Annotated in this window: 22 protein-coding genes, 2 tRNA genes and 2 rRNA genes (1 of these 26 cut by a window edge); 4 read left to right on the plus strand and 22 right to left on the minus strand. The window is 58.6% G+C overall.

Features of this window, described 5'->3' with window-relative positions:
- Positions 1-47: 47 nt before the first annotated feature.
- From K5554_RS00660 to K5554_RS00735, 16 genes are all read right to left on the minus strand, one after another.
- Complete coding sequence (locus K5554_RS00660; RefSeq protein WP_221039266.1) at positions 48-1,187, minus strand: SpoIIE family protein phosphatase; 1,140 nt, start codon at positions 1,185-1,187, stop codon at positions 48-50.
- A complete protein-coding gene (locus K5554_RS00665) occupies positions 1,171-2,901 on the minus strand; it encodes a [Fe-Fe] hydrogenase large subunit C-terminal domain-containing protein (protein ID WP_221039267.1) in 1,731 nt (576 codons plus the stop codon). The genes K5554_RS00660 and K5554_RS00665 overlap by 17 nt, the downstream gene beginning before the upstream one ends.
- Positions 2,898-3,149: an NAD(P)H-dependent oxidoreductase subunit E gene (locus K5554_RS00670; protein ID WP_221039268.1), complete on the minus strand. Its 252-nt coding sequence runs from the start codon at positions 3,147-3,149 to the stop codon at positions 2,898-2,900. Before K5554_RS00670 ends, K5554_RS00665 begins: the two co-directional genes overlap by 4 nt.
- A 160-nt stretch (positions 3,150-3,309) precedes the next feature.
- Positions 3,310-4,020 (minus strand): ABC transporter ATP-binding protein, encoded by a 711-nt coding sequence (locus tag K5554_RS00675; RefSeq protein ID WP_221039269.1) that lies wholly within the window; start codon positions 4,018-4,020, stop codon positions 3,310-3,312.
- The gene (locus K5554_RS00680) at positions 4,013-4,753 is read right to left on the minus strand and encodes an ABC transporter ATP-binding protein (protein ID WP_221040463.1); all 741 of its coding nucleotides are present in this window, start codon (positions 4,751-4,753) and stop codon (positions 4,013-4,015) included. Before K5554_RS00680 ends, K5554_RS00675 begins: the two co-directional genes overlap by 8 nt.
- Before the next feature lie 29 nt (positions 4,754-4,782).
- A complete protein-coding gene (locus K5554_RS00685) occupies positions 4,783-5,856 on the minus strand; it encodes a branched-chain amino acid ABC transporter permease (protein ID WP_221039270.1) in 1,074 nt (357 codons plus the stop codon).
- Positions 5,857-5,858: 2 nt separating this feature from the next.
- Complete coding sequence (locus K5554_RS00690; protein WP_221039271.1) at positions 5,859-6,752, minus strand: branched-chain amino acid ABC transporter permease; 894 nt, start codon at positions 6,750-6,752, stop codon at positions 5,859-5,861.
- A 132-nt stretch (positions 6,753-6,884) separates the two neighbouring features.
- The gene (locus K5554_RS00695) at positions 6,885-8,069 is read right to left on the minus strand and encodes an ABC transporter substrate-binding protein (RefSeq protein ID WP_221039273.1); all 1,185 of its coding nucleotides are present in this window, start codon (positions 8,067-8,069) and stop codon (positions 6,885-6,887) included.
- A gap of 224 nt (positions 8,070-8,293) precedes the next feature.
- The gene (gene sdaAA, locus K5554_RS00700) at positions 8,294-9,172 is read right to left on the minus strand and encodes an L-serine ammonia-lyase, iron-sulfur-dependent, subunit alpha (RefSeq protein ID WP_221039274.1); all 879 of its coding nucleotides are present in this window, start codon (positions 9,170-9,172) and stop codon (positions 8,294-8,296) included.
- Positions 9,166-9,843 (minus strand): L-serine ammonia-lyase, iron-sulfur-dependent subunit beta, encoded by a 678-nt coding sequence (gene sdaAB, locus K5554_RS00705; protein WP_221039275.1) that lies wholly within the window; start codon positions 9,841-9,843, stop codon positions 9,166-9,168. The genes sdaAA and sdaAB overlap by 7 nt, the downstream gene beginning before the upstream one ends.
- Positions 9,840-11,045: a threonine ammonia-lyase gene (gene ilvA / locus K5554_RS00710; protein WP_221039276.1), complete on the minus strand. Its 1,206-nt coding sequence runs from the start codon at positions 11,043-11,045 to the stop codon at positions 9,840-9,842. Before ilvA ends, sdaAB begins: the two co-directional genes overlap by 4 nt.
- Before the next feature lie 176 nt (positions 11,046-11,221).
- A complete protein-coding gene (locus K5554_RS00715; protein WP_255565445.1) occupies positions 11,222-12,424 on the minus strand; it encodes a dicarboxylate/amino acid:cation symporter in 1,203 nt (400 codons plus the stop codon).
- A gap of 268 nt (positions 12,425-12,692) precedes the next feature.
- A complete protein-coding gene (locus K5554_RS00720) occupies positions 12,693-13,337 on the minus strand; it encodes a transcriptional regulator (RefSeq protein WP_221039278.1) in 645 nt (214 codons plus the stop codon).
- A gap of 316 nt (positions 13,338-13,653) precedes the next feature.
- Positions 13,654-14,076 carry an FMN-binding protein gene (locus K5554_RS00725; protein ID WP_221039279.1) on the minus strand — a complete coding sequence of 141 codons (423 nt, stop codon included), beginning with the start codon at positions 14,074-14,076 and terminating at the stop codon, positions 13,654-13,656.
- Between the two features lie 54 nt (positions 14,077-14,130).
- Positions 14,131-15,087 carry an FAD:protein FMN transferase gene (locus K5554_RS00730; protein WP_221039280.1) on the minus strand — a complete coding sequence of 319 codons (957 nt, stop codon included), beginning with the start codon at positions 15,085-15,087 and terminating at the stop codon, positions 14,131-14,133.
- 476 nt (positions 15,088-15,563) lie between these two features.
- Entirely contained in the window at positions 15,564-16,730 is a 1,167-nt protein-coding gene (locus tag K5554_RS00735; protein WP_221039281.1) for a TIR domain-containing protein, read from the minus strand.
- 471 nt (positions 16,731-17,201) lie between these two features.
- Here K5554_RS00735 and K5554_RS00740 point away from each other — a divergent pair, with 471 nt between their 5' ends.
- Both K5554_RS00740 and istB read left to right on the plus strand, forming a co-directional pair.
- Entirely contained in the window at positions 17,202-17,678 is a 477-nt protein-coding gene (locus K5554_RS00740; protein ID WP_221039282.1) for a hypothetical protein, read from the plus strand.
- A gap of 41 nt (positions 17,679-17,719) precedes the next feature.
- Complete coding sequence (gene istB, locus K5554_RS00745; RefSeq protein WP_305038864.1) at positions 17,720-18,430, plus strand: IS21-like element helper ATPase IstB; 711 nt, start codon at positions 17,720-17,722, stop codon at positions 18,428-18,430.
- A 7-nt stretch (positions 18,431-18,437) separates the two neighbouring features.
- Here the strand turns inward: istB and K5554_RS00750 are convergent, their stop codons facing one another.
- The 3 genes from K5554_RS00750 to K5554_RS00760 all read right to left on the minus strand — a co-directional run bounded on the left by K5554_RS00750 (position 18,438) and on the right by K5554_RS00760 (position 19,002).
- Complete coding sequence (locus K5554_RS00750) at positions 18,438-18,680, minus strand: recombinase family protein (RefSeq protein WP_221039283.1); 243 nt, start codon at positions 18,678-18,680, stop codon at positions 18,438-18,440.
- Positions 18,681-18,845: 165 nt separating this feature from the next.
- A tRNA-Ala gene (locus K5554_RS00755) sits at positions 18,846-18,920 on the minus strand.
- A gap of 7 nt (positions 18,921-18,927) precedes the next feature.
- Positions 18,928-19,002: transfer RNA gene (locus tag K5554_RS00760), tRNA-Asn, on the minus strand.
- A gap of 526 nt (positions 19,003-19,528) precedes the next feature.
- On the opposite strand from K5554_RS00760, the gene K5554_RS00765 reads away from it, so the two are divergent.
- Positions 19,529-20,458: a DUF4351 domain-containing protein gene (locus tag K5554_RS00765; protein ID WP_255565637.1), complete on the plus strand. Its 930-nt coding sequence runs from the start codon at positions 19,529-19,531 to the stop codon at positions 20,456-20,458.
- 189 nt (positions 20,459-20,647) lie between these two features.
- Positions 20,648-21,577, plus strand: coding sequence for a DUF4351 domain-containing protein (locus K5554_RS00770; RefSeq protein ID WP_255565638.1), 930 nt, complete (start codon positions 20,648-20,650; stop codon positions 21,575-21,577).
- Between the two features lie 291 nt (positions 21,578-21,868).
- Here K5554_RS00770 and K5554_RS00775 read toward each other — a convergent pair whose 3' ends face one another.
- The 3 genes from K5554_RS00775 to K5554_RS00785 form a co-directional block, all read right to left on the minus strand.
- Entirely contained in the window at positions 21,869-23,719 is a 1,851-nt protein-coding gene (locus K5554_RS00775; RefSeq protein ID WP_221039286.1) for an aldehyde ferredoxin oxidoreductase family protein, read from the minus strand.
- A 128-nt stretch (positions 23,720-23,847) separates the two neighbouring features.
- Positions 23,848-23,961: ribosomal RNA gene (rrf, locus tag K5554_RS00780) — 5S ribosomal RNA — on the minus strand.
- Between the two features lie 260 nt (positions 23,962-24,221).
- Positions 24,222-25,580 (minus strand): 23S ribosomal RNA (locus tag K5554_RS00785); it runs 1,607 nt beyond the window's last position.

Raw genomic sequence — 25,580 nt, forward strand, 5'->3', positions numbered from 1 at the left:
GTAGTAAATACTGTACTCTGAACAAGCACCTCTGTCAAGTTGCCTGCCTAACACCACTCCACCTGCACCACACGTCCCTGAGCTTTGAGCTCTGCCGCCAGGCGGTCCACGGTACCCGCCCTCAGGTTCAGCCCGGCCGGCAGGTCCGGGTTCTGGTGCGCCGGATTGACACTCAGTCCGGCCACTATCTTTATTTCGTCGGCCGCGCTCAAGAGGCGCGCCACCTGGCTGGCGCCGTCGGCCCGGTCCGGAATGCGGCCCGCCTTGAGGTAAACGAGCGCTCGATTCAAGGTTAACATACCCTCCGTTACCAGGTCTATTCCTGGGATGTGGCCGCAGGGAGGGATCTCCGGGTCCTCATAGGTCAGGTCCACGGTGAGCGGCCGGCTCAGCTCCCGAGCCACGATCTTGGCGGTGGTGCCGCCGCAAACCACCTTCTTGCCCGGTGCACGCATGAACCTGTCCACCGTCTCGGCATCGGCCGCCGGCGAGCGCGGCGGGCCGGTAAAAAGGACCAACTGCCGCGGCCGGCGCAGGGCCAGCACCACCACCGTGGTATCGTCGCCCGGGGCCAGGGTGTAGTAGGCATTGCAGAGTTCCACCAGGCGCTCGGCCAGCTGCTCGGCCGTGGGGCAGCGGGGGGCGAGCTCCGTGAGGTGCCGGGCCAGCCCCTCTTCGCCCAGCCCCAGGGGGAGGATCCCACCGATGCCGGCGTGCAGCACCCCGTCGCTCACCAGCACCAGCCGGTCGCCCGCCACCAGCTCCAGAGCGCCCTCTTCCACCGCACGGCCCGCCACCTGGCGCGTCCGGGTAGGGAAACTGATAACCTGCTCTTTGCGCACCAGAAAGACAGGCGGGCTGTCCAGGAGCATCACGCGCGCCGCCCCATTGGTTTTCACCTGCACCACGGCCAGGGTGGAGTAGGCGATGCGCCGCTCGCGGCACACAGGCAGGGTTTGGGCGACGGTGCTGATCACCTCCTCCAAAGACACACCCCGGGCCAGGAGCCCTGCAGCAATCTTGGTGGTTAAGGTGGCCAGGATATTGGCTTTCACCCCGCTACCAAGTCCATCGGAAAGAACCACCGTGGTCTGGCGCGGCTGCCGCACCACTTCCACCCGGTCGCCGCAGAGCTCCTCGCCGGCCTTGGCCAGGCTGCCCTGCCCCACGTCAGCCACGAGGCGCATTGTTCTTCTCCTCTTTCCCGCTCACAATGCGGATGAGCTCCAGCAACGTGGCCTTGGTTTCGGCCGTGGTCTCGCCCAGGACCCCGGCGATCTCCTGGGCCACCTGCATCTGCCTGGTAATGACGTGTTCCGCCCGGCTGAGCGCCTCGCGTTTCATGGCCTCCACTTCCTGCCGGCGCCGTTCCGTTTCCGAAATATCGTTGATGATGCCGACGATGAGGCCGTAGTCTTTGATCGGCAGGATGGTTTGAAGGGTGACCAGGTGGCGCTCCGGGTAGGCGACGCGCTTATCCACAATGGCTTTCTGCTCGGCCCAGGCCCGGGCGAAATCCCCGGGATCAAGGAAGGCAGACAGGGGCTGCCCCTGCGCAGCCTCATTCCCGGGAGCAAAGAGGCTGCGTGCCCGCGGGTTGAACTCTTGGATGGTAAGCTCCGGGTCCACCACAATCACTGCGCTGGGGGTGGAATCCACGATGGCTCCGGCCAGCGAGGAAATCTTGGCCTTCATGAAGGGAATGCACATCTCTTCTTCAGCCCAGCCCTGGTAAACGGCGTAGGCTTTTTCCCGGCAGGAACTGTAGCCGCAGCCGCCACAGTTGGCCTCGTCCGCCGGGCGGGTCTTACCGGTACGGGCCAGGATGGCGGCAATTTCGGCCGGGCTGGGCTCAGGGAGACGTTGCCGCCGGTCCACGTAGGAGCGGCGCAGCCGCTCATCGGCCAGGAACCCGGCAGGAATGTGCCAGGGGGAGGGAGCAGCGTCGGCTTCCCGGAAGTAGGCAGCCACCTGGAGGCGCCGCGCCGCTGCGCTGGTACCCTGTGGCATAACCGGCCCGCCTACGCAGCCGCCCCGGCAGGCCATGGCCTCGATGAACCGCGGCCGGATGCGCCCCGCCGCCAGGTCGGCGAAGGTCTCCAGGCACTCCTCCAGGCCGCTCACAGCCACCACCCCGCTGGTGAGGTCGGCCTTGATGCCGGCGGCGGCCAGCACCCCGCCGCTCACCGGAAAGGAGCGGGCCGGGAGCCTGTACCCCCAGGCCTCCGCCCCCGGCGGGGGCGACGCCGCAGGCGCGGCAGCCAGCCATTCTTTAAGGTCGGCAAAGGTGATCACAGCATCCACCCGCCCGGCCACCTCGGGGCGCCGGGCCTCATCGATCTTGGCCGTACAGGGCCCCGCGAACACCACTTTTATCTCCGGCCCGAAGCGGTCTTTAAGCAGCAGGGCGTGCACCGTCATGGGCGACAGGGTGGGAGCCAAGTACGGCAGGAGTTCCGGGTGGTGTTTCTCCAAGAGGTTCACCACCGCCGGGCAGCAGGCGGAAATAAGCGGCGTCTCGCGCTCGTTGAGCAACGCGGCATACTCCGCCGCCACCACCTCGGCGCCGACGGCCGTCTCTTCCACCCAGGTAAAACCCAGGGCCCGGGCGCGGGCCGGAAGGGAAGCGGCGACGGCCGGCGGGAAAGCGGCCGGAAAGGACGGCGCCAGGCTGAGCGCCACCTTTTCACCCTGGGCGAGAAAATCCTGCGCCCGGGCCAGGTCGCTGTGAATGATCTTGGCGTGCTGGGGACAAACCAGGGTACACGTGCCGCAGGCTACGCAGCGCTCGTCGAGCACATGGGCCTGACCCGATTCAAAGGAGATGGCCTTGACCGGGCAGTGCCTGAGGCAACGGTGGCAGTCCCGGCAGTCGGCCACCCGGGTGGTGATGACGCTCACAGGCGGCACCTCCCGAGGATTTTCTTCTGAAAAAGGTCATACACCTGGTCCCGGCTGACGCCGGTAATGAGCTCCTCTCCCACCCGCACGACAACACCGTCCGTGCAGTGGCCCTGGCAAAAGGAACCGGCGAGCGTCACCTGGTCTCCCAGGTCGTAGGCGGCGATTAAATCCTTGAGGATGCGGATCACCTCAGCCGATCCCTTCAGGTGGCAGGCGCTGCCCACACATACCGTGACCTCCAGCATCCTACGGCCCCCAGACTTTGTCATTTATATCACAATTTCTCGCTCTTATCTTACCACTCGGCCGACGCCCTTGTAAAGAGTAAGCTGCTCCCAATGCAAAAGGGGTACCCACAGGTACCCCAAAGTTCCACTTAAAGAGAGCCCGGGGAAGTTTCGCCGGTCAACCTGTTTCACCCAAGTACACCTGCCGGACGCGGTCATCGGAAAGCAGCTGCCGCCCGCTCCCGGAAAGGGCCACCGCCCCGCTCTCCAGCACATACCCGTAGTCGGCCAGTTCCAGGGCGGCCCGGGCATTCTGCTCGATGAGGAGAATGGTCTTTCCCTCGGCGTTGATGCGCCGGATGATGCGGAAGATCTCCTGCACCAGAAGCGGGGCCAGCCCCAGGGAGGGTTCATCCAGCATAAGGAGGCGCGGGCGCGACATGAGGGCGCGGCCCACCGCCAGCATCTGCTGCTCGCCGCCGGAGAGGGTCCCGGCGAGCTGCCCCTGCCGCTCCTTCAGCCGGGGAAAGAGGTTGTAGACGCCTTCCAGGTCGGCCCGGATGCCGGCGCTGTCGCGCCGCGCGTAAGCGCCCAGGATGAGGTTCTCTTTTACGCTGAGGTCGGGGAAAACATGGCGGCCCTCCGGGGCCAGGGTAACGCCGCCCTGGATGATGGCCGTGGTTTTAAGACCGGTCAGGCGCCGGCCGAGAAAGAGCACCTCACCGCTTGCAGGCCGCACCAGGCCGCAGACGGCCTTGAGGGTGGTGGTTTTGCCGGCGCCGTTGGCGCCCACCAGGGTGACGATTTTCCCCTCCGGGACGGTGAGGCTGACGCCCTTCAAGGCGTGGATGCCGCCGTAATACACGTGGAGATTCTTGACCTCAAGCACCTGCCGTCACCCCCAGGTAGGCCGCAATGACGCGCTGGTCGTGCTGGATGGCCGCCGGCGGCCCTTCGGCAATCAGCTCACCATAATCCAGCACCAGAATGCGCTCGCAGATGCCCATTACCACCCGCATCTGGTGTTCAATAAGGAGAATGGTCAAAGAGAACTCGCGCCGGATGCGCTCCAGAAAGGCCATGAGGTCCACCGTCTCGGTCGGGTTCATGCCTGCGGCCGGTTCGTCGAGGAGGAGCAGCCTGGGCCCGGTGGCCAGCGCCCGGGCGATCTCCAGGCGCCGCTGCTGGCCGTAGGGCAGGGAGGCGGCCGGCGCCTCGGCCAGGGCGCTCAGCCCTACCGCCGCGAGCAGGCTCTCGGCCCGCCGCCGCATGGTTGCTTCGCTGCGCCGGTAGTTGGGTAGTCGCAGCACGGCCGCGAGCGGCGAGGCACCCAGGCGCAAATGCTGGGCCACCAGCACGTTCTCCAGCACCGTTAAGCGCCCGAACAGGCGGATGTTCTGGAAGGTACGGGCGATGCCGCGCCGGGCGATGGCGTCCGGCCTGAGGCCGGTGATCTTTTCGCCGCAGAAGGAGATGGTACCCGCTGTGGGCCGGTAAACGCCGGTAATAAGGTTAAAAACGGTGGTCTTCCCGGCGCCGTTGGGGCCGATGAGCCCTACCAGTTCCCCCTCCGCCAGTTCCAGGGAAAAGTTGTTCACCGCCGTAAGCCCGCCGAAGCGCATCGCCAGGTTCTCGGCCGTAAGCAGCGCGCTCACCGGCTCACCTCCCGCCGCCACCGGAGCAGCCTGAGCCGGGCGCCGGCGGCCTCCCAAGAGAACTCCCTTTCACCCATGATGCCGTTGCGGTAAAAGAGGATGACTACGATTAAAAGCAAGGAGAAAACTACCATGCGCATCCCAGGAATGCCCGGCAGCGTGAGCGCCCCCAGGGTGAGGGGTGATTCCACTATGCGCAGGAATTCCATCAAAACGGTCACCACCGTAGCGGCGATCACCGTACCGGTGATGGAGCCCATGCCCCCCAGCACCACGATGAGCAGAATCTGGAAGGTCAGGGGGAAGCGATACATGTTAGGGTCGATGCTGGTGATGAGGCTGGCCTGCAGTGCGCCGCCAACCCCGGCCAGAAAGGCACCCAGCACAAAGGCCAGCATCTTGTGGTAAAAGAGGTTAACCCCCATGGCCTGGGCCGCCACCTCGTCCTCGCGGACGGCCTTCAGCGCCCGCCCGTAGCTGGAGGAAACCAGGCGGACCAGGAGCCAGGTGGTGAGGGCGGCGTAGCCGAAGCTCCACCACAGGTCGGTGTAACCGGGAATGCCCTTGAGCCCCAGGGCGCCGTTGGTGAGCGGTTTTACGTTCACAATAACCACGCGGATGATCTCGGCAAAGCCCAGGGTGGCGATGGCCAGGTAATCGCCGCGCAGGCTGAGCACCGGTGCGCCGATCAGGAAGCCAAAGCCGGCGCTCATGAGGCCCCCGGCCAGAATACCGACCGCAAAGGGCAGCTTAATCCCCGCCAGCGCCGGTACCAGCGGCACCATGAAGAAGTTGAGCTGCTTTACTGCCGGCGGCATAATGAGCAGGGCAGCGGTGTAGGCGCCCACGGCCATGAAGCCGGCGTGGCCTAAAGAGAACTGGCCGGTAAAGCCGTTGACCAGGTTGAGCGCCAGGGCCAGGCCGATGTTGATGCCGCAGAGGTTGAAGATGCGCACGGTGTAGGCATCCCAGGCCTGAAGGAGGCCGAAAAAGCCGCTGTCGGCCCAGGCCAGGACGGCAATGAGAAGGAGCCCGGTACCGGCGGTGAGATAATGTTTACGCTCTAACATGGCTACACCTTCTCCGCGACCCGCTCACCCAAAAGGCCGGTGGGACGGATGAGGAGGGTCAAGATGAGGAGGACAAAGGCGAAGGCGTCCCGGTAGCCGGCCAGTTCGGGTACAAAGGCCACCAGGAGGATCTCGCCCACCCCGAGCACAAAGCCGCCCAGCACCGCCCCAGCGATGTTGCCGATGCCGCCCACAACAGCGGCGATGAAGCACTTGAGCCCGGGCATGACGCCGAGCAGCGGGTTGATCTGCGGGAACTTCAGGCCCCACATCAAGCCGCCCACCGCCGCCAGGGAAGAGCCCACCACAAAGGTGAGGGAGATTATTTGGTCCACGTCGATGGCCATGAGCCGCGCCGTCTCCAGGTCCCGCGCGACGGCGCGCATGGCCATGCCCACCTTGGTATGGTAGATGAGGTAAATCAGGCCGAGAAGCAGCAGGGCGGTGATCACCGGGATCACCAGGGTGAGGGTGGCGACCGCCACGCCGCCGATGCTGTGCATGGTGGCAAAGAAGGGGGGCACAAAGAAGGCCTTCGGCCGCCCGCCGAACACCACCAGCCCCAGGTTTTCCAACAGGAATGAGACGCCGATGGCGGAAATGAGCACCGAGATGCGCGGCGAGTCCCGGAGGGGCCGGTAGGCCACGCGTTCGATGCTCAGGCCGAGGAGGGTGGTCAGAACCACCGCCAGCGGAAAAACCGCCCACCAGGGCAGGCTGAAGAGCAGGATACCGTAAAAAGCCGCATAAGCAGCCACCATGAGGAGGTCGCCGTGGGCAAAGTTAATGAGACGGACGATCCCATAGACCATCGTATAGCCGATGGCGATCAAGGCATACAAGCTGCCCAGCGAAATCCCATTGGCCAAGTGCTGAAAAAACAGGGTTAAGGTCATGCTGAAGCCTCGTTTCTCACTAAACTTTACGGCAGATCTGAGCCGCCTTAAAGAGCAGGCCGCGGCAGGGTTTCCCTTCCTGCCTCCCGGAAGCCGCCGGGCGGAAAACCCTGCCTCAGCCGGCGTTCTTCTTTACTCCGGTTCTACCGTGGTGAGGTACTTGAACTGCCCGTTTTGCACCTGGAGAATCACGGCGCTCTTAGTGGCGTCGCCGTTTTCGTCCAGGGTGATGGTGCCGGTGACGCCCTTGAAGTCCGCCGTCTTGGCCAAGGTGTCGCGGACGGCCACCGGGTCAGGCGAACCAGCGCGTTCTATGGCGTCCAGGATCACCATGTAGGCGTCATACCCCAGCGCAGCGAAGGCATTCGGGGCCTTGCCGTCGTACTTTTTCTTGTAAGCCGCGACGAACTCCTTGGCCGCCTCCGTGGGTGCAGCGTCCACGCTGTAGTGGGTGGAGAGGGCTACGCCCTCCACGTCCTTCCCGCCGATCTGGATGAACTCGGGCGCCTCCCAGGTGTCGCCGCCCAGGAAGGCGGCTTTAATGCCCAGGCTGCGTGCCTGCTTGATCATCAGGGCGCCGTCGTTATAAGGGCCGGGGGCGAAGATAACATCCGGGTTCTTCGTTTTTACCGTGGTGAGCTGGGCGGTGAAATCCTGGTCGCCCTGCTGGTAGTCGAGCTCGGCCAGGATCGCCTTCTCATTTCCGGTCAACTTGACGAAGGCGTCTTTGAAGTAGTTGCAGAGGCCCACCGAGTAGGCGTCGGCCACGTTGCGGATGATCACCGCCGTTTTGGCCCTAAGGTTCTCCGTGGCGTACTTGGCCATCACCTTGCCCTGGAAGGGGTCGATAAAACAGACGCGGAAGTAGTACGGGTTGTCTTTCGTCACCAGCGGGTTGGTCGGGGAGCAGCCCACGGCCGGCACCTTCTTCTCCAGCACGATGGGGCCGGCGGACATGGAGAGGGAGCTCCCGTAGCTGCCGATGATCGCCACAACCTTTTCTTTTTCAATCAGGCGGGCGACGGCGTTGGCGGCTTCGTTCTTGTCCGTCTTGTTGTCCACCAGCTTAACGTCCACCTTCTTGCCCAGGACCTGGGGGTGCAGCTCCCAAGCCAGCTGGATGCCTTCCCAGGTCATTTGACCGCCGGCTGCCGAATCGCCGGTCATAGGCTCAAACACACCGATGCGGATGGTGTCACCTGCCGCCGGGGCCTGCTCTGCCGGTTGCTCGGCCGCCGGCTTCGGGGCACATCCGGCCGTAAGTACCAGGATTGCCACCAAGACCGCTACCGGTAAAACACCAATCCTTTTCCGCACCCTCGCTTCCTCCTTTGTCTCTCCTTTTCCCGCCCCTCAACCCAAGAAACCCTGACCCCCTCCCCCCTTTCCTGCAGAGCTTGTCTCGTGTACATCTGTTCATGTGATGTAGACATGGCTATAATATTAGACGTTGGGCGGCAAATTCCTGCCAATAACTGGGCTGAGGTGTAAAAAAATAAACCGGATTCTTCATCCGGGTCGCAGGTCGCACAGCCCTTTTACTAAAACGGCCGGCACAGCTTCTCTTTCCAGGCCCGTCCGGTTGGAGTGGCCGCACAGCCGCCGAGGGCGGTCTCCTTGAACTCCCGCGGGAGGCTCCGACCTACCTCCGCCATGGCATCCACCACCTCGTCAAAGGGGACGGCGCTCTCCACCCCGGCCAGCGCCAGTTCCGCAGAAGTCAGGGCGTTGGCCGCGCCGAGTGCGTTGCGTTTAATGCAGGGTACCTCCACCAATCCGGCGACGGGGTCGCACACCAGGCCGAGCGAACCTTTAAGGCTGATGGCGGCGGCGGCTAACGCCTGCCCGGGGCTGCCGCCCGCCAGCTCCACTGCGGCCGCTGCCGCCATGCCGGCCGCGGCGCCGCACTCCGCCTGGCAACCGCCGGCGGCGCCGGCCAGGGTGGCCCGCCGGGCGATGAGTTGGCCGATAACCCCGGCGGTAAACAGCGCCAAGACAAGCGCTTCGTCGTCCTTGTGGTTCTCCTCGGCCACCGTGAAGAGCACGCCCGGGACGATGCCGCACGAACCGGCAGTCGGTGCCGCCACAATCCGCCCCATGCAGGCGTTGACTTCGGCCACCGCCAAGGCGCGGGCCGCCGCCCGGGCCAGGGTGGCTCCGCCGACGCGCGCCTTACCGGAGGCTTCCCACACCAGGCGGCCCCGGCCGCCGGCAAGGCCGCTGGGCGACCGGTCTTTCCCCGTGAGGCCGCGCTCGACCGCCGCGCGCATCACTGCCAGGTACTCCGCCATGCGTGCCTTAAGCTCCGCCTCCGGCTTTCTTTCCTGCTCGCTTTCCCAGCGCAGGGCCAGCGTGCCCAGCGAGAGGTTTTCCCTTTCCGCCAGGGCGAGCAGTTCCGCTCCGCTCGCAAAGGTCAGCACGCGCTCACCGCCTTCACCACGCGTACGCGCCGCATGCCCGGCAGCGCGGCGATCCGGGCGACCGCCTGCTCCGGTGCGTCTTCGTCCATTTCTACCACCATGGAGGCTTCGCCGCCCCGCGCCCGCCGGAAGACCCGCATGAAGGCGATATTGACGCCCGCGGCCGCCAGTTCCACGGAAACGCGCGCCACCATGCCCGGCTGGTCCTGGTGCAGCGTCAGGAGCGTGGGATAATGGCAGCTGAACTCCACCGCCAGGTCGTCGACAGCAGTGATGACAATCTCGCCACCGCCTATCGAGGAGCCGGTTACACCCACCTGGCTGCCATCCCCGCCCCGGAGGACAATCTTTACCGTGTTCGGGTGGGCGTCCCCCAAGTCCTGGGTGTAAAAGGCGTACTTCAACCCTGCCGCCTCGGCCAGCCGGTACGCCGCGGGCAGCCGCGAGTCGGCGGGGCCCAGCCCCAGGACCCCGGCGAGGAGCGCCCGGTCGGTGCCGTGGCCGCGCCCGGTCTCCGCAAAGGAGCCGTGCAGGTAAAAGGCGGCCGCCACCGGCTCCGTCCCCAGGATGGCCCGCGCCGCCCAACCCAGGCGTGCCGCCCCCGCCGTGTGCGAGCTGGAGGGGCCCACCATCACCGGTCCAATGATGGTGAAGATGCCGCTTCCGCTCATAAAAGCTCAACCTCGAAGCCCTGGGCCGCCAGCATGGAGAGCAGGGTGTCGGCGTGGGCCTTGTCCTGCGTTTCGAGCACGAACTCCACTTCGGCAAAGCCCACGGCCACGTGCCGTTTGGTGCGGTTATGGTAGACGGCGACCACGTTGCTCTGGGTGCCGGCGATGGCCTCCAGCACCCGCTGCAGCTGGCCGGGCCGGTCGGGGATGACTATCCGGAACTGCACCTTGCGCCCGGCTTTGACTAAGCCGCGATCGATCACGCGCGCCAGGATGTTGACATCGATGTTGCCGCCGCTTATCACCGCCGCCACTTTCTTGCCCGTCAGGTTGATCTTGTGCTGCAGGATGGCCGCCACGGGTGCCGCACCAGCGCCTTCGGCCACCACCTTCGCCCGCTCCAGGAGCATTAGAATGGCATTGGCGATCTCGTCTTCTTCCACCGTAACGATGTCGTCCACGTATTTCTGCACCGTGGCAAAGGTGAGTTCGCCCGGCGTTTTGACCGCGATGCCGTCGGCGATGGTGGCCACAGAGCTCAGGGTGGTGATGTGACCCGCCCGCTGCGAGGCCAGCATGGAGGGCGCCCCGGCCGCCTGGACGCCGATCACCTTGACGTCCGGCTTCGTCTCTTTTACCGCTACCGCGATGCCGGAGATAAGCCCGCCGCCGCCAATGGGCACCACTATCGCATCGAGATCCGGCAGGTCGGCCAGGACCTCCAGGCCGATGGTCCCCTGCCCGGCCACCACCTGCGGGTCGTTGAACGGGTGGACGAAGGTGGCGCCGGTCTTCTTTTGGATCTCCACGGCCTTGGCGTAAGCATCGTCATACGCGGCCCCGTGCAGCACCACCTCGGCACCGTAGCCGCGGGTGGCCATAACCTTCGCCAGCGGCGCGCCGGCCGGCATGACTACCGTGGAAGGTATGCCGTAAAGGGTTGCTCCCAGCGCCACGCCCTGCGCGTGGTTGCCGGCCGAAGAGGCGATGACGCCGCATTGCTTTTCCTCGTCCGTGAGCGAAGCGATCTTGTTAAAGGCGCCGCGGATCTTAAAGCTGCCCGTCTTCTGCAGGTTTTCGTTTTTCAGGTAAACCTCGTTGCCGGCAAGCTCACTGAAGGTCCGGCTGTAGGTGAGTTCGGTCTTGTGCACCACCTTAGCCAGGCGTTCGCGTGCCGCCTGAACTTCGGAAAGAGTAATCATTTAATTAACCTCCCCCTGCGGGGTGGGCCGCAGTCCCGCCCCGTTCGCTCTTTCAAAGTATGCGTCTTCGCCGGGCTGATCCGCAAGCCGGAAGATGTTTCCCCGGCAAGGGTTAAGGGGCGTAAATACGCCCCTTTGCCGCCCGGTCGGGATCGAAGCGAAAGCTGCCTGCGGTGCTAACGGGCCGCAGCCGGGCTCTGGGCCAGCTTCTCGCGCCGGTGCCCATTCCCCGCCAACGTGTCGACGATGATGCTGATGGCGCAGTCGCCCGTTACGTTGCAGGCCGTCCCAAAGCTGTCCTGTGTAAGGTAGAGAGCGATCATGAGACCCAGCTGCGCCTCGGTGAAGCCGAGCATGCTCTGCAGGATCCCCAGGGCCGCCATAACTGCGCCGCCCGGGACGCCGGGAGCCGCCACCATGGTGATGCCCAGCATCATGATGAAGGGAAAGTACGCAGCCAGGCTGGGGAAGGCATGGCCCGCCAGGAGAATAACCGCCAGCGAGCAGGTGGTCAGGGTGATGGTGCTCCCGGAGAGGTGGATGGTGGCACAAAGCGGGATAGCAAAGTCGGCTACCTCGTCCGATACACCGTTCGTCTTGGCACAGCGCAGGGTCACCGGGATGGTGGCCGCACTGGACTGGGTGCCGATGGCGGTGAAGTAAGCCGGCAACATGTTCCGCAGCGCCACAAACGGGTTGCGCCGGCCGATGGCCGCAGCCGTAAAATATTGGAAGAACAGAATGGCGATGTGCAGCAGAATGACCAGCATGAACACCTTGCCGAAAATGGTAAGGATGCGCATCACTTCGCCGGCATAGGTCATGTTGGCGAAGATGCCGGCCACGTGGATAGGTAGAAGTGGAATAATGGCCTTTTGAATAACGCCTTCTACCACCTGCTGAAACTCACCCAGCACGTCCCTGAGGGACCTACCCTTGAGGGCCGCTACACCCAGGCCCAGGATAAAGGCCGTGAGGAGTGCACTCATAACGCCCATAACCGGGGGCATGTCCACCGTAAAGAAAGGTTTGAGCAGTGCCTCCTCCGGGTTCTGGGCCGCGGTCATGGTGTAGCCGCTGGTAAGAACGGGCAACACCACCGAAGACACCAGGTAAGCCGCCGTTCCGGCGATGAGCGTAGAGAGATACGCCAGGCCGGTGGTAATGCCCAGGAGCCGCCCCGCACCTTGGCCGAGCTCGGCGATACCGGGAGCCACAAAGCCGATGATGATGAGTGGAATTACAAAATTCAGGAAGTTACCGAAAATGCCGCTGAAAGTAACGAGGATTTTGACCACCGCTTCCGGGGTCAAGGCACCGATGAGGATACCGCAGGCAATACCCAAGAGCAGGCGCGGCAATAGACCGAGCTTTTTCACTACCAAGAGCCCTCCTTCTCTGTCCGGAATCCCCCTGATTTCTACCCTTTTCTGCTCTGGAGAAAGTATTCGTCGCAGAACCTCGGCTGGATCCCTCTACCTCCCCCTCCCGAAATTTACACAGCAAGTTTAGTATCGCAACAATTTGTGTAAACATGACCCAAGGCCATTATAGGGTACCGCGCGAGAGCCTGTCAACCCCGCCGCAGAGAAAAAACCTGCCGCCGCTGAGGCAGGTTTTTGGTAACCGCCCGGCCCCCTGAGCGGGCTAGTCCAGGTAGTTGTAAACCGTGTAGCGGGAGACGCCCAACGTCTTGGCGATGTACTCGGCCGCACCCCGGATCAGAAAGGCTCCCTGCTTTTCCAGTGTCTTCACCACCTGGATCTTTTCCTCACGGGTCATGTGGGCGGGGGCTTTACCCACATCAGCCACCGCCTGCTCCACCAGGTGCTCCAGGACATCGTTTACGCTGGTGGCCAGGGTTTCTGTGGGGCCGCCCTCCTCCACCCGGCAGTACTCCTGCAGAACCCTTTCCGCCGCGCTCATTTCAGTTAGGTCCACGTTGATGCAGAGGCAGCCGATGACCTCTCCCGTTTCATCGCGAAGCAGGATGGTGGATGACTTCAGCTTGCGCCCGTCGCGGGTGTAGTTGCCGTAGTTTAGAATGTCCTGTGCTCCCTGGCTGGCCCGGATCATCTTGAGGCCCACCTCAGTCATGGGGCCGCCCAGAGTACGGCCTGAAACCTCACCATTGGCAATGGCGATGATCGAATGCTCCGGGTCGCTGATATCGTGCAGCACCACTTCCGTGTAGCGGCCAAAGGTCTTACCCAGCCCCTCCACCACCGGAATAAGCGCCGTAAGCAGTGGGTGCCGCCCGCGCGCCCGCGCCTTGGCTGCTGCTGTGTCCACAACTTTCAACCCCCTTTAAACCATCCGCCCCAGCGGCCGTGGCCGCCCTGCTTCGACATTTTCCAGAAAGCCCCGGCGGGCCTTTCTGCAGAAAAGCAAAAAGCACCCTCGCTGGGTGCATGTTTACACAACCGGGACACCATCAACTGCTGCGTCTTCATTATACCCGGCCCAGACCGGTAATGCAAGGGGCACCGGAACATCCGGCCTTTCCTTCGCCTACCACGGACTGTATAGGGTACGAAAGCCCACCTGAAATCAGGCGGGCTGCAGTCATTCTTTTCTCTATAAATCATACGCTCCTGATTGATGCACATCATTTGATCTCCGCCTGCTTCAGCGCGTTTTCCACCGCCTTGAGATGTGCTTTGGATGTCAGGGTCGCGCCGCTGATAACGTCCACCTGCAGGGATTGAGATTTGATCACCTCGTCAAACAGATTGTTAATCGTAAGGCCCTTTCTGATTTTAGTCGTTTGCTTGTCACCGGCCAGCGCTCCCTCTGTCACCCTGATCTTTGTAACAGCACCCGAGGCTACGGTTACCTCAACCGCAGCGTTTCTGAAGCCGTCCTTTGTTCCGCGGTATGCACCCGTATAAACCCCGTCGCGCAGCTGTTTAAAATCCACATCGGCGATGACCATATTTTGAAGCTCGTTGCGCCCCGGAGCGGTCAAGACAACCGCTCCTGCCATTCCCAATGCAATCACACCGACAATTAATAATATTACTATCCACACTCTGATTTTCCCCTTTCTCTTTTTGACAGTCTGCATGATACAATCTTTCCTTTCCTACACATAGTTTACATTGATTCCGGCAGCTGCCTGGAAGCACTTCCGCAAGCCCCGCGTAACGTATACCTGCAGCTCCGCGTTTACTAGAACCGCGTCTGTATGTGTATATTTTTCTATCAAGGCAAGCCCTCTCTCCAAACCGGCAACAAACACGGCAGTAGACAATGCGTCGGCGGTCATGGCGCTGTCCGCTACAACGGTTACGCTGACAAGCCCGGACTCTGCCGGATACCCGGTAATCGGATTCAGAATATGATGGAACCGCCTGCCTTCCTTGTCAAGAAAATACCGCTCATAGTCTCCGGAGGTGACCACCGCCTTTCCGGTCACTGCCACCGCGCCGAGCAGACCATTTAGCCGGGGATGGCGGATACCCACACGCCACGGCGAGCCGTCGGGCTTATTGCCAAGAGTGGACACATTCCCTCCAATATTGGAAAAGGCGGATCTGACGCCATATTCCTGAAATATCTCCATGAAACGGTCGCCGGTAAAGCCCTTGCCGATGCCGCCTAAATCTACAGCCTGTCCGGAAGTTTTCAGTCCTGCTTCTTGGTGGACGGCATCCAGTTCCAAATCGTTGTAATTAACCAGAGGGAGAACAAGTTCTATCTTGTTGTTTGCAGGAGGCTCCAACGCGTGCTTATAATCCCACAAGTCTGCCAGTGGGCCGACGGTAATATCGAATAACCCCTGAGAAATGACTGAGCATTCCGTTGCACATGAAAGGATTTTATAGGTTTCAGAGCTGATTTTTTCTCGCTTTACGCCCGCAGAACGGTTGATTCGGCTGATATCACTTTCCGGCCGAAAACGGCTGAGCAAACGTTCCAGTCTTTGTGCTTCGTTTTCAACGGCTCGTAGCGCTTGCACTGAGTGCCTGCCGAAAGCCTTGTGAGCCATTTCCGTGCCCATGCCGGTATGCGCGGCTTCAGCCGCAGCGCTGTTATCCAAGAACTGCCCTCCTTTTAAAGCTGTTACTTTCACATGTACGGCTCAGGCACCTTCTTAATTCAGACAATCGGTAAGGCCCTCCAAAACAAAAGCGGTCAAATGATCCTCCAGCTCTGGGAGATACTGCAGTCCGATTTCTTCCTTGTGGTATCGATCCAGATAATTTATTTCAACCCTTAATTTTCTGAACTATAGTGGTAATTTAAGTTACGCCGTGCTACAGCAACATACCGGCAGGAAAGATAGGTTCTCAGCCTTGTTCATCCTTAATTTCCCGCGGTAACTGTATTCACTATAATATATAAGCTGCAAAAGCAAAAAGACCTGCCCCACCAGGGTTCAAGTCCTTTTGCTTCTTTTTCTGAATGGCAAGTTAGGTGAATATAGATGCCGTACATTTGTCATCATACAAACGTTCTCTACACAATAGATTCACCTAAGGAATCTTAAACTATGGCATACTGTTTTTGCTAGAGTTACATCATGTCTCTCAATTCTTGCATGGTTTTTAGCAATTTCATCGTGGCAGCATAGTCCAATTGTGTGCCTTCATATTCGCATCGATATAAGCCTTGTAGATTTGACGGCAGTAATGTTCCTTTTTTACACAACAAAATCACACGTTTACCATATAAGGCGATAGCAGCACCTATTTCAATAAGTACATTTTCATTCAAGCGGCTATACTTCTGGTCACCATCTCCAAATGGCACCTCTTCTAAGTCAATATGGATAATACCTGCATCACAGTTCCTCATATCGTCAAAGACTTTGTCCGGAACAGGGATAGCGGTTGTTTCGCGTTCAACGGAAACAATAGGTTCCATCTGACCATAGGCCAGCAGCTCCTTAAGTTGTCCAATAATTATAGTATTATTTTTCCCATGTGAAATAAATATATGGGGCTTTTCCTTTTTTATTGGAATGGGTTGCGGTGCGTAGTCAGGTGGCGTAATGTTCATTTTTTCAAGAACATCATTGGAAATATTTTTAGGAGGTACTTGATCAACTTCAATACGACTTATTTGGGATACAGGTTCTGCAGATGAGGAGCTTTCCATATTAACATAAATATATTCGTTACCGCTTATTACCCTGAGCACTTTTGCTGCAGTGGCATTTGCTCTCAAGATATCCCAAGTTGATTCGAGCCTTTCTTCAGGAACACCTTTGCTTCTAAGGATGTTATATACGATATCTTTTCTTGGGAGCTTATTGTTGTCAAACTGGCGGTAAAAATCAGCTAGAAGAGTCGGTTTCATAATTGCTTCTTTTAATGCTTTTTCATCGTCTCCTTCGACGCGAGGAGCAACAATCCTTTCACCTAAGGGGGTTAATGAAATTTCCTTTGAATTGTAACCTCCATTTGTTAATCCATAGGCAATTGCGGCACCAGTCAAAGTGCGCCACTTTGAACTTGTTGGAGAAACACCGCATGCTTCTGCGACTAATAGGGGGGCAGTAGCTTGTCCAGCAAAATTATCTTTAATAGCTCTTGGAATTGCTAAGGCATCTTCTATTGACAAGTTCGGGCATATGGTTTGTGAAAGACGTGATTGCTTCGGTTTTTTTGCTGTTGCTATGATATTTTGGGTCATTGGTATATTTTCTTGTTTGTCGGTCATGCTTTTTACTTTAGCCATTTTACTCTCCTCCTTTACTCCATGATTATATTATATGATTATAGCCTAATTTTGTCAATGCATTAATCTAAAATTAATCATAATAACAATCAAGATATCGAAACATCCTGCAATATATCCCTTACAAATAAAATTTGAGCTTGATTGTTGCTGCTGAATTCCTTATTAAGGAGGCAATTAGATGTAGCCTTTACGGTATGGAACAGAAATTGCAGGTGGAAGTATAAAACTTCAGCAAGATCAATATGTTACTCATTCGACGTTATGGTTATACGCTGAGCCATCTTGTAAAGTAGATCTAACGCTGGTAAGGATGCTAGAAACGTTTTAAATGCCCCTATATAGGTTCCCATCGTCTTCACAAACAAAAGAGTACGAAATAGAGGTGTATTGCCTATTTTAATTATAGCGGATTTGGCCATAATTAGATATTGGTCGTATGCCCGGCGCTGGCTGACGCTAAAGGCGTTTGTGGACCGTATCGAGGTGTATGGGAAGGACAAGCTGATAGCGAGCCACCCGCGGCTTTACGGCCGCGGCCAAGAACACCTTGTTCTCGACCACTACCTGGACGAGCTCTTAAAGAAGCCTCGCGCCCTTCTAGATGCCAGGCCCTTCAAGGAAGCACAGCTGGGTCCGCTGTATCAGGAGCTACTCACCAGGCTTCTTAAGCAGTCACCCAAAGGCGCCCGCGAGTTTGTGAATGTCCTGCGCCTGGGACGCTCCTTTGATGAAATCGCGCTCAAGGCAGCGATCGAGCAGACTCTGGCTGCTGGCGACTGTTCTTTTGCGGCCATCTATGAAGCACTCCTGAAAATGTTCTGGCCAAGCTCATCCGAAAAGCTCCTAAGCTCTACACCGAGAGTTCAAAAACCAAATGTGGCCCAGTTTAACGAGCTCTTGAGGGGGTATAGAGCCGATGGAACGGAATGCGTTGCTCGAAGCTAATCTGAAATGCCTGCGCCTGCCCGCCATGGGCCGCTTGTACCTTGCGCTGGCTCGGGAGGCTGCAGAAAGAAACCAAACCTACGTGGATTACCTGGCCGCTCTCACGGAGCAGGAAGGAAATCATAGGGCGCGAGGAAAGAAGTCTACGCCGCCGCCTAAAGACCGCCCGCTTTCCGCTCACGAAAACCCTCGCAGACTTCGATTTTGCTGCCATCCCCTCGCTCAACAAGAACAAGGTGCTTCTCCTTGGCCAGTGCGAGTTTATTCGGCAAAAGGAAAACGTGATTCTGCTGGGGAATTCGAGCACAGGCAAAACCCATTTGGCCATTGCCTTCGGGATCTGTGCGTGCCGCCAGGGCCTCAGAGTCCGCTTCTTTACCGCCTCGGAACTCGCCAATGAGCTCCTCGAGGCGCAACAAGAGTATCGCCTCAGTAAACTGGAGAAGTCCTGGCTCAGCCACGACTTAATTATTCTTGATGAGCTCGGCTATGTACCCTTTACTCGCACGGGTGCTGAGCTGCTCTTCCAGTTCTGCGCCAGCCGCTACGAACGCGGCAGCATGATCATCACCACTAACCTCGAGTTCGACAAGTGGACGGAGGTGTTCGGAAATGAAAGCCTGACGGCGGCTCTACTGGACCGGCTAACACACAGAGCTCACATTCTCCTCATGAACGGTGAAAGTTATCGCTTCCGTGAAAGTATGCGAAGGCGGGAGCAGGAGGCCGAAAATGTCCGCAAGCCCGCTTAGGCTATGCCTAAGCGGGGGTGGTCCCCTTTTCCGTGATCAAAGTGGGGTCTTTTCCGTTGTCAGAGACATCGGCGTCCTTCATCATGCGGTTGAACGAGGTTCTGTTATCAAAGCGCGTACCTGATGCCTGTTCGGAATAGATACCTGCAAATACCCAGCCTTCATGATTGGTGATATAATCTGTATAATATTGAATCTGCGAATCGAGACTGGTCTGCTGTTCTTCATAAGCTGTGCTGATAAGCGGCAACGCGTAAAACTTCTTTTTTTGATAAATGGTTAATAAGTCGCCTTTCTTGATCATAAAAAGACATGACAGTTAAAGAACCGTCATGCCGAAGTATTTTTATTGCTGATGTATAAAATAAACTACATTTTCTTGTGTGTTTTTTACAAGAAAATGTAGCTTTTAACTTGGTGGACCTGAAGGGAGTCGAACCCTCGACCTCTTGAATGCGAGTCAAGCGCTCTCCCACTGAGCTACAGGCCCATAGTAATGGCTCCCCGGGCAGGACTCGAACCTGCAACCACCCGGTTAACAGCCGGGCGCTCTACCATTGAGCTACCGAGGAACGCTTCACGAAGGATATTATAGGCGATCCAACCCGATTTGTCAAGGAGTCGTTCTTCCCCGCGAGGCCGAACTCGCCCACTATAGGGGTGTACAACCGGCAAAAATACGGTGCCAGTGGTCCAGGCGCTGCTCTCGCCCCGGGCCGTGTCCCCCAGGCCCAGTCGGGCTGCTCGAAGAAGGCGGCCTTTTTCACGCAGGCGGCCCCGGCTTCGGCCGGTCTCCCCTGGCGGTCGCAGAGGTGAAAGATCCAGCCTCATTCGTTAACGAGGGAAGAACTGGTGCCGCCAACATCGGTCAGGTGGACCACCACCTCTCTTCCGCCGCTTTCATTACAGCTGTCTGTTCATGGTTCACCGATGTATACTGGGTGTTTTCCCCCAGTTCCACGGCCAAGGACAGAAAAACCTGCCTTGGATCATTCAAGGCCGTTAAGCCATTTTGTCTCAGGTTCCCGGTAACCCATCAGAAAGATTTCCGAACAGACTTGCCCCGGCAGTATTCCATTGATAAACTTAAGGCAGGTGGTGGTTTGTTTGCAGCCGCAAAGTGGCAACAGGTATGATATCACCATCAAGGACCTTTTCGCCGACGAAACCCAGGAACTCATCAACTACTTTGGCCGCCTTGAGGCCAGGGTAACCGGCGACTTGAAGATCGAGTTTCCTCAGGTAGAAACCAGGGTTTCCGACCTGGTAGTAAAGGCTGAAAGCCAGCAGGGTCCTTTGGCCGTCCACCTGGAATTCCAGAGCCGTAATGATGATGAGATGCCCTACCGCATGTTGCGCTACGCCCTGGAAATCCATAGAACCTATCACTTACCGGTCTACCAGATGGTCATCTACTTCGGCCAATGGCAAATGAACATGTCCCGTCAACTCGAGTATCGACTGGGCGAGCAAAACTTGCTGGATTATCGTTACCAGCTTATCGATGTGGGTAATATAACCTATGAGGAATTAAAAAACAGCCCCCACCAGCGGTTGCTTTCCTTGTTACCTGTAGTGGACAGGGAAAAGCGCCAAAAAGGCGGCAAGGAATTCCTCCGGCGCTGCGCGGAGGATATTATCAGCAGCGACCTGGACCTGGAAACTAAAAAAACCGTGCTGCTGCGGGCGGAGATATTCGCCGGCCTGGTTTTCGACCAAACGGCAATTGACCTTGTTTTCCAGGAGGTGGAACAAATGCTTAGCATCGAGGAATCCGCCGGCTACCAGCGGATATTTGAAAAGGGCATGGAAAAGGGTATCGAAAAGGGTATGGAAAAGGGCATGGAAAAGGGCCAGCAGGAATCCTTACTGGACGTGACCATCAGGCTCTTAAGCAAGAAGTTCCGCAAAATACCCCGGGAGTACATGGCCAGAATAAAGAAGCAGGACGTTTACGTCCTGCAACAGATTATCGATAGCATTTTTGATATCAACGACCTGAAGGAGCTGGAAGATTACCTGCAGTAAAGGTCAATCCGATCAGGTGCATAGCAAGCTCTGACGCCACAGGGGGTTGTTCCCCGGTGGCCTTTTTTTACTCAACACCTTAACCGCCTGCACAGGAACTGCTTCCAACTTCCGTCCCGGTAACCCATCAGAAAGATTTCCGAACAGACTTGCCCCGGCAGTATTCCATTGATAAACTTAAGGCAGGTGGTGGTTTATTTGCAGCCGCAAAGTGGTAACAGGTATGATATCACCATCAAGGACCTTTTCGCCGACGAAACCCAGGAACTCATCAACTACTTTGGCCGCCTTGAGGCCAGGGTAACCGGCGACTTGAAGATCGAGTTTCCTCAGGTAGAAAGCAGGGTTTCCGATCTGGTAGTGAAGGCTGAAAGCCAGCAGGGTCCTTTGGCCGTCCACCTGGAATTCCAGAGCCGTAATGATGATGAGATGCCCTACCGCATGTTGCGCTACGCCCTGGAAATCCATAGAACCTACCACTTACCGGTCTACCAGATGGTCATCTACTTCGGCCAATGGCAAATGAACATGTCCCGTCAACTCGAGTATCGACTGGGCGAGCAAAACTTGCTGGATTATCGTTACCAGCTTATCGATGTGGGTAATATAACCTATGAGGAATTAAAAAACAGCCCCCACCAGCGGTTGCTTTCCTTGTTACCTGTAGTGGACAGGGAAAAGCGCCAAAAAGGCGGCAAGGAATTCCTCCGGCGCTGCGCGGAGGATATTATCAGCAGCGACCTGGACCTGGAAACTAAAAAAACCGTGCTGCTGCGGGCGGAGATATTCGCCGGACTGGTTTTCGACCAAATGGCAATTGACCTTGTTTTCCAGGAGGTGGAACAAATGCTTAGCATCGAGGAATCCGCCGGCTACCAGCGGATATTTGAAAAGGGCATGGAAAAGGGTATCGAAAAGGGTATGGAAAAGGGCATGGAAAAGGGCCAGCAGGAATCCTTACTGGACGTGACCATCAGGCTCTTAAGCAAGAAGTTCCGCAAAATACCCCGGGAGTACATGGCCAGAATAAAGAAGCAGGACGTTTACGTCCTGCAACAGATTATCGATAGCATTTTTGATATCAACGACCTGAAGGAACTGGAAGATTACCTGCAGTAAAGGTCAATCCGATCAGGTGCATAGCAAGCTCTGACGCCACAGGGGGTTGTTCCCCGGTGGCCTTTTTTTTACTCAACACCTTAACCGCCTGCACAGGAACTGCTTCCAACTTCCGCCGGGCTACCGGTCAATTCTGGATCTCCCCCGGTGAAAGGCGTGAGCCAATACAGCCTTAACCTGCTTGAGGGAAGCGCCGAGAAAACGCATGCTGACGATCTGCTGTAAGTGCAGTAATTCCCGGTCGCTGTACACTCCCCGGCAACCTCGAAGGGTGGGACACCGTTCAATTGGCTAATCGGCGTACTCTTCCAGGCCGAGTTCTCGCAGCTTCGCCGGCGTCGGGATCCCCTCTTCGCTCCAGCCCCGCCATGCATAGTATTCGCCGAGCATCCGGCCTAAGGGCGGCAGGTTATCCGCCGCACCGCCGCTTCCCCGTTTATGGGTCAGGATGCGCGGCGGCAGGGTGTCGTCCTTACGGCTTATGCCACAGCGCACGTTGTAAAGGCGCTTGAGATTAAAGATGCGCTCACCGGTCTTCAGAAACTCCTGAAGTGAAACGTCCCAACCGGTTACGTAATTCAGCCAATCGATCATGTGCGTCACCTTGACGCCGCCCGACAGCGAGAACTTGCACATCTTTAAGGCATCCAAGAGGCACATCAGGTCCTGGCACTTGGCCGTCAGCTCGCCCTTGGCCTCAACACCAAAGCGGTCCTGGATCTCCTCGTACCCCAGCTCGGGCATGGTCACGCTTTTTTCGAACATGTGGGTGAAACCTTGCAGATGGCACGCTCCCCGGTTGGAGGTGGCGTAGCCTACCGCCACGCTGTTGTAGGCGCGCGGATCGTGAGCGGGAAACTCCAGACCTTTCACATGAACGGCGTATTCTTCCGCCTGCGGCCCGATGGCTCTGGCCGCCGCCAGCACCCCGTCGGCCAGGACCCGGCCGAACCCCTCTCGCTTGGCGATGCATTGAACCATGGTCAGCATGGCCTCGCCGTTACCCCACTGGAGATCGACTCCATCTGTATCTTCTCTAGTTATTAGGCCGTGCTCCCAGCACTCCATGGCAAAGGCGATGGCGGAACCGGTGGAAATTGTATCCAGTCCGTAGCGGTTGCAGTATTCGTTGGCCAAGGCTACCGCTTCCAAGTCGTCCACCAGGCAGAGGGCGCCGAGGGAAGCCAGCGTTTCGTACTCCGGTCCGCCCTGTTCGACTCCGGCGTAATCGCCGCGCTCCAGCTTAACCGTCCTGCCGCAGCCTATGACGCAGGCGCCGCAGTGGTAATTGCGCGTAAGAATCGTTTCGGCCAGGCGCTGCCCGCCTATTTTAGCCGCGCCCTCAGGCCAGCTGCCCTGGTACCAATTGCGGATGGGAAGATCGCCCAGCTCTTCCATGGCCTGCAGGCCGCCGGCCGTGCCGAAGCGGGCCATTCCCTGCGTCCGTTCCCTTATGGCCGCCGCCATTTCCTTGGTAAACGCGCGCAGCTTTTCCTCCTCGGCCACCGCCGGCCGCTTGGTGCCGTACACGGCGATGGCCTTGAGGTTCTTAGAACCCATTACCGCCCCCAAACCGCCGCGCCCGGCCGCCCGGCCGTCACGTCCGTCGCTCATGACCACGGCCATTCTCACAAGGTTTTCGCCCGCCGGGCCGATGGAGCTGATTACTGCTTTCGGATGCGTTTCGGCCCTGATTAATTCGTCAACCTCAAAGGTGTCTTTCCCCCACAGGCGGCGGGCCGGACGGATTTCAACTCCTTCTTCGTGCACCCAAAGGTACACGGGTTCACTCGCCTTACCCTTAACCAAAATGCCGTCATAACCGGCCCGCTTCAACATGATTCCCCAGGTCCCGCCGACATCCCCTTCGCCCCAGATGCCGGTCAGGGGTGATTTGGCCACCACGGCATGCCGCCCTGAATTCGGCACGATCGTACCGGTAAAGGGTCCGGTCAGGAAAATGAGCAGGTTTTCAGGCCCCAGGGGATCCGTGCCGGCGTCCGTTTCCTCGTAAAGGTACTTCGCCGCGAGCCCGCTGCCGCCAATGTACTTGCGCGCGGCTTCCGGGTCGAGCTCTTCGGCCCACGTCCTGCGTTCCGTAAGATCGACGCGCAACAGCTTACCCATGTACCCGCAAGGCATTATCCAACTCTCCTCCTTCGCAATTGGTCCTGCAGTCACTTAATTCGCTAAGGCCCGTCGCTTTTCCTCCGGCCCCCAACGCAGCAAGGCCGCACCTCGGCATACGAAGTGCGGCCTTGGCAAATATTTTCCGGCAACGGCCTACTCTCCCAGGGCGAGGCCCAAGTACCATCGGCGCTGGAGGGCTTAACTTCCGTGTTCGGGATGGGAACGGGTGTGGCCCCTCCGCTCAAGTCACCGGAAATATTAGTCGCCCATGTCCCTGCCCCTTACCCAGCTTCCTACCATGTCGGCACATTGCTTCTAAGGTAAGGCGACAGGTCGCTTCATCCCTGAAACAGATACCTTAATCGCTTCCTACCCCGTCCTGCGTGTTGCGCTCCCTGCAGACACGCTCTTCGGCGCGACCTGTCCCGCAGGGCAACCCAGGGTCACATGTTTTACGCAAGGTACCATTGCCTTGAAGGCTGCCTGCGCCTTCAAAACAAAAGAGCGAGCGAATTAGGTCAAGCCCTCGACCTATTAGTACCAGTCAGCTGAGGAGGTTACCCTCCTTACACACCTGGCCTATCTACCTCGTCATCTGCAAGGGGTCTTACTGGCCTGTGCCATGGGAAACCTCATCTTGGGGTGGGCTTCACACTTAGATGCTTTCAGCGTTTATCCCGTCCGGACTTGGCCACCCAGCGTTGCCGTTGGCACGACAACTGGTACACCAGCGGTCCGTCCATCCCGGTCCTCTCGTACTAGGGACGGCTCCCCGCAAGTTTCCTGCGCCCGCGATGGATAGGGACCGAACTGTCTCACGACGTTCTGAACCCAGCTCACGTACCGCTTTAATGGGCGAACAGCCCAACCCTTGGGACCTACTTCAGCCCCAGGATGCGATGAGCCGACATCGAGGTGCCAAACCTCCCCGTCGATGTGAACTCTTGGGGGAGATAAGCCTGTTATCCCCGGGGTAGCTTTTATCCGTTGAGCGATGGCCCTTCCACTCGGAACCACCGGATCACTAAGCCCGACTTTCGTCCCTGCTCGACGTGTCTGTCTCGCAGTTAAGCTCCCTTCTGCCTTTACACTCTTCGGCGCGATTCCCAACCGCGCTGAGGGAACCTTTGGGCGCCTCCGTTACCCTTTGGGAGGCGACCGCCCCAGTCAAACTGCCCGCCTGACACGGTCCCTCAGCCGGTTCACGGCTTGAGGTTAGAACTTCAGTGTCGCCAGGGTGGTATCCCAAGGTCGGCTCCACCGGGCCTGGCGGCTCGGCTTCTCTGCCTCCCACCTATCCTGTACAGGCCACACCAAAATCCAATGTCAGGTTACAGTAAAGCTCCACGGGGTCTTTCTGTCCAGTCGCGGGTAACCTGCATCTTCACAGGTATTGCAATTTCACCGAGTCCCTCGTTGAGACAGCGCCCAAGTCGTTACGCCTTTCGTGCGGGTCGGAACTTACCCGACAAGGAATTTCGCTACCTTAGGACCGTTATAGTTACGGCCGCCGTTTACTGGGGCTTCGGTTCAAGGCTCTCACCCTTCCCCTTAACCTTCCAGCACCGGGCAGGCGTCAGCCCCTATACGTGGTGTTTCCACTTGGCAGGGACCTGTGTTTTTGGTAAACAGTCGCTTGGGCCTTTTCACTGCGGCCCGCCCGGGCTTCGGGCGTTCGCCCTACTCCCAGGCCGGCGCCCCTTCTCCCGAAGTTACGGGGCCATTTTGCCGAGTTCCTTAACGAGGGTTCTCTCGCGCGCCTCGGGATTCTCTCCCCGCCTACCTGTGTCGGTTTGCGGTACGGGCACCTTCGGCCTCGCTAGGGGTTTTTCTCGGCAGTTTGGGCTCGGTCGCTTCGCAGCCGTAGCCGCTC

Source organism: Gelria sp. Kuro-4 (genome assembly GCF_019668485.1).
GTDB lineage: Bacteria > Bacillota > DTU030 > DUMP01 > DUMP01 > DUMP01.

Excerpts from the sequence above, each read along its gene's own strand:
- K5554_RS00680 (WP_221040463.1), bottom strand. The coding sequence starts at position 4,753 with ATGCGCTTCGGCGGGCTTACGGCGGTGAACAACTTTTCCCTGGAACTG.
- K5554_RS00690 (WP_221039271.1), bottom strand. The coding sequence starts at position 6,752 with ATGACCTTAACCCTGTTTTTTCAGCACTTGGCCAATGGGATTTCGCTG.
- K5554_RS00685 (WP_221039270.1), bottom strand. The coding sequence starts at position 5,856 with ATGTTAGAGCGTAAACATTATCTCACCGCCGGTACCGGGCTCCTTCTC.
- K5554_RS00670 (WP_221039268.1), bottom strand. The coding sequence starts at position 3,149 with ATGCTGGAGGTCACGGTATGTGTGGGCAGCGCCTGCCACCTGAAGGGA.
- ilvA (WP_221039276.1), bottom strand. The coding sequence starts at position 11,045 with ATGATTACTCTTTCCGAAGTTCAGGCGGCACGCGAACGCCTGGCTAAG.
- sdaAB (WP_221039275.1), bottom strand. The coding sequence starts at position 9,843 with ATGAGCGGAAGCGGCATCTTCACCATCATTGGACCGGTGATGGTGGGC.
- K5554_RS00775 (WP_221039286.1), bottom strand. The coding sequence starts at position 23,719 with ATGCCTTGCGGGTACATGGGTAAGCTGTTGCGCGTCGATCTTACGGAA.
- K5554_RS00735 (WP_221039281.1), bottom strand. The coding sequence starts at position 16,730 with ATGGCTAAAGTAAAAAGCATGACCGACAAACAAGAAAATATACCAATG.
- K5554_RS00660 (WP_221039266.1), bottom strand. The coding sequence starts at position 1,187 with ATGCGCCTCGTGGCTGACGTGGGGCAGGGCAGCCTGGCCAAGGCCGGC.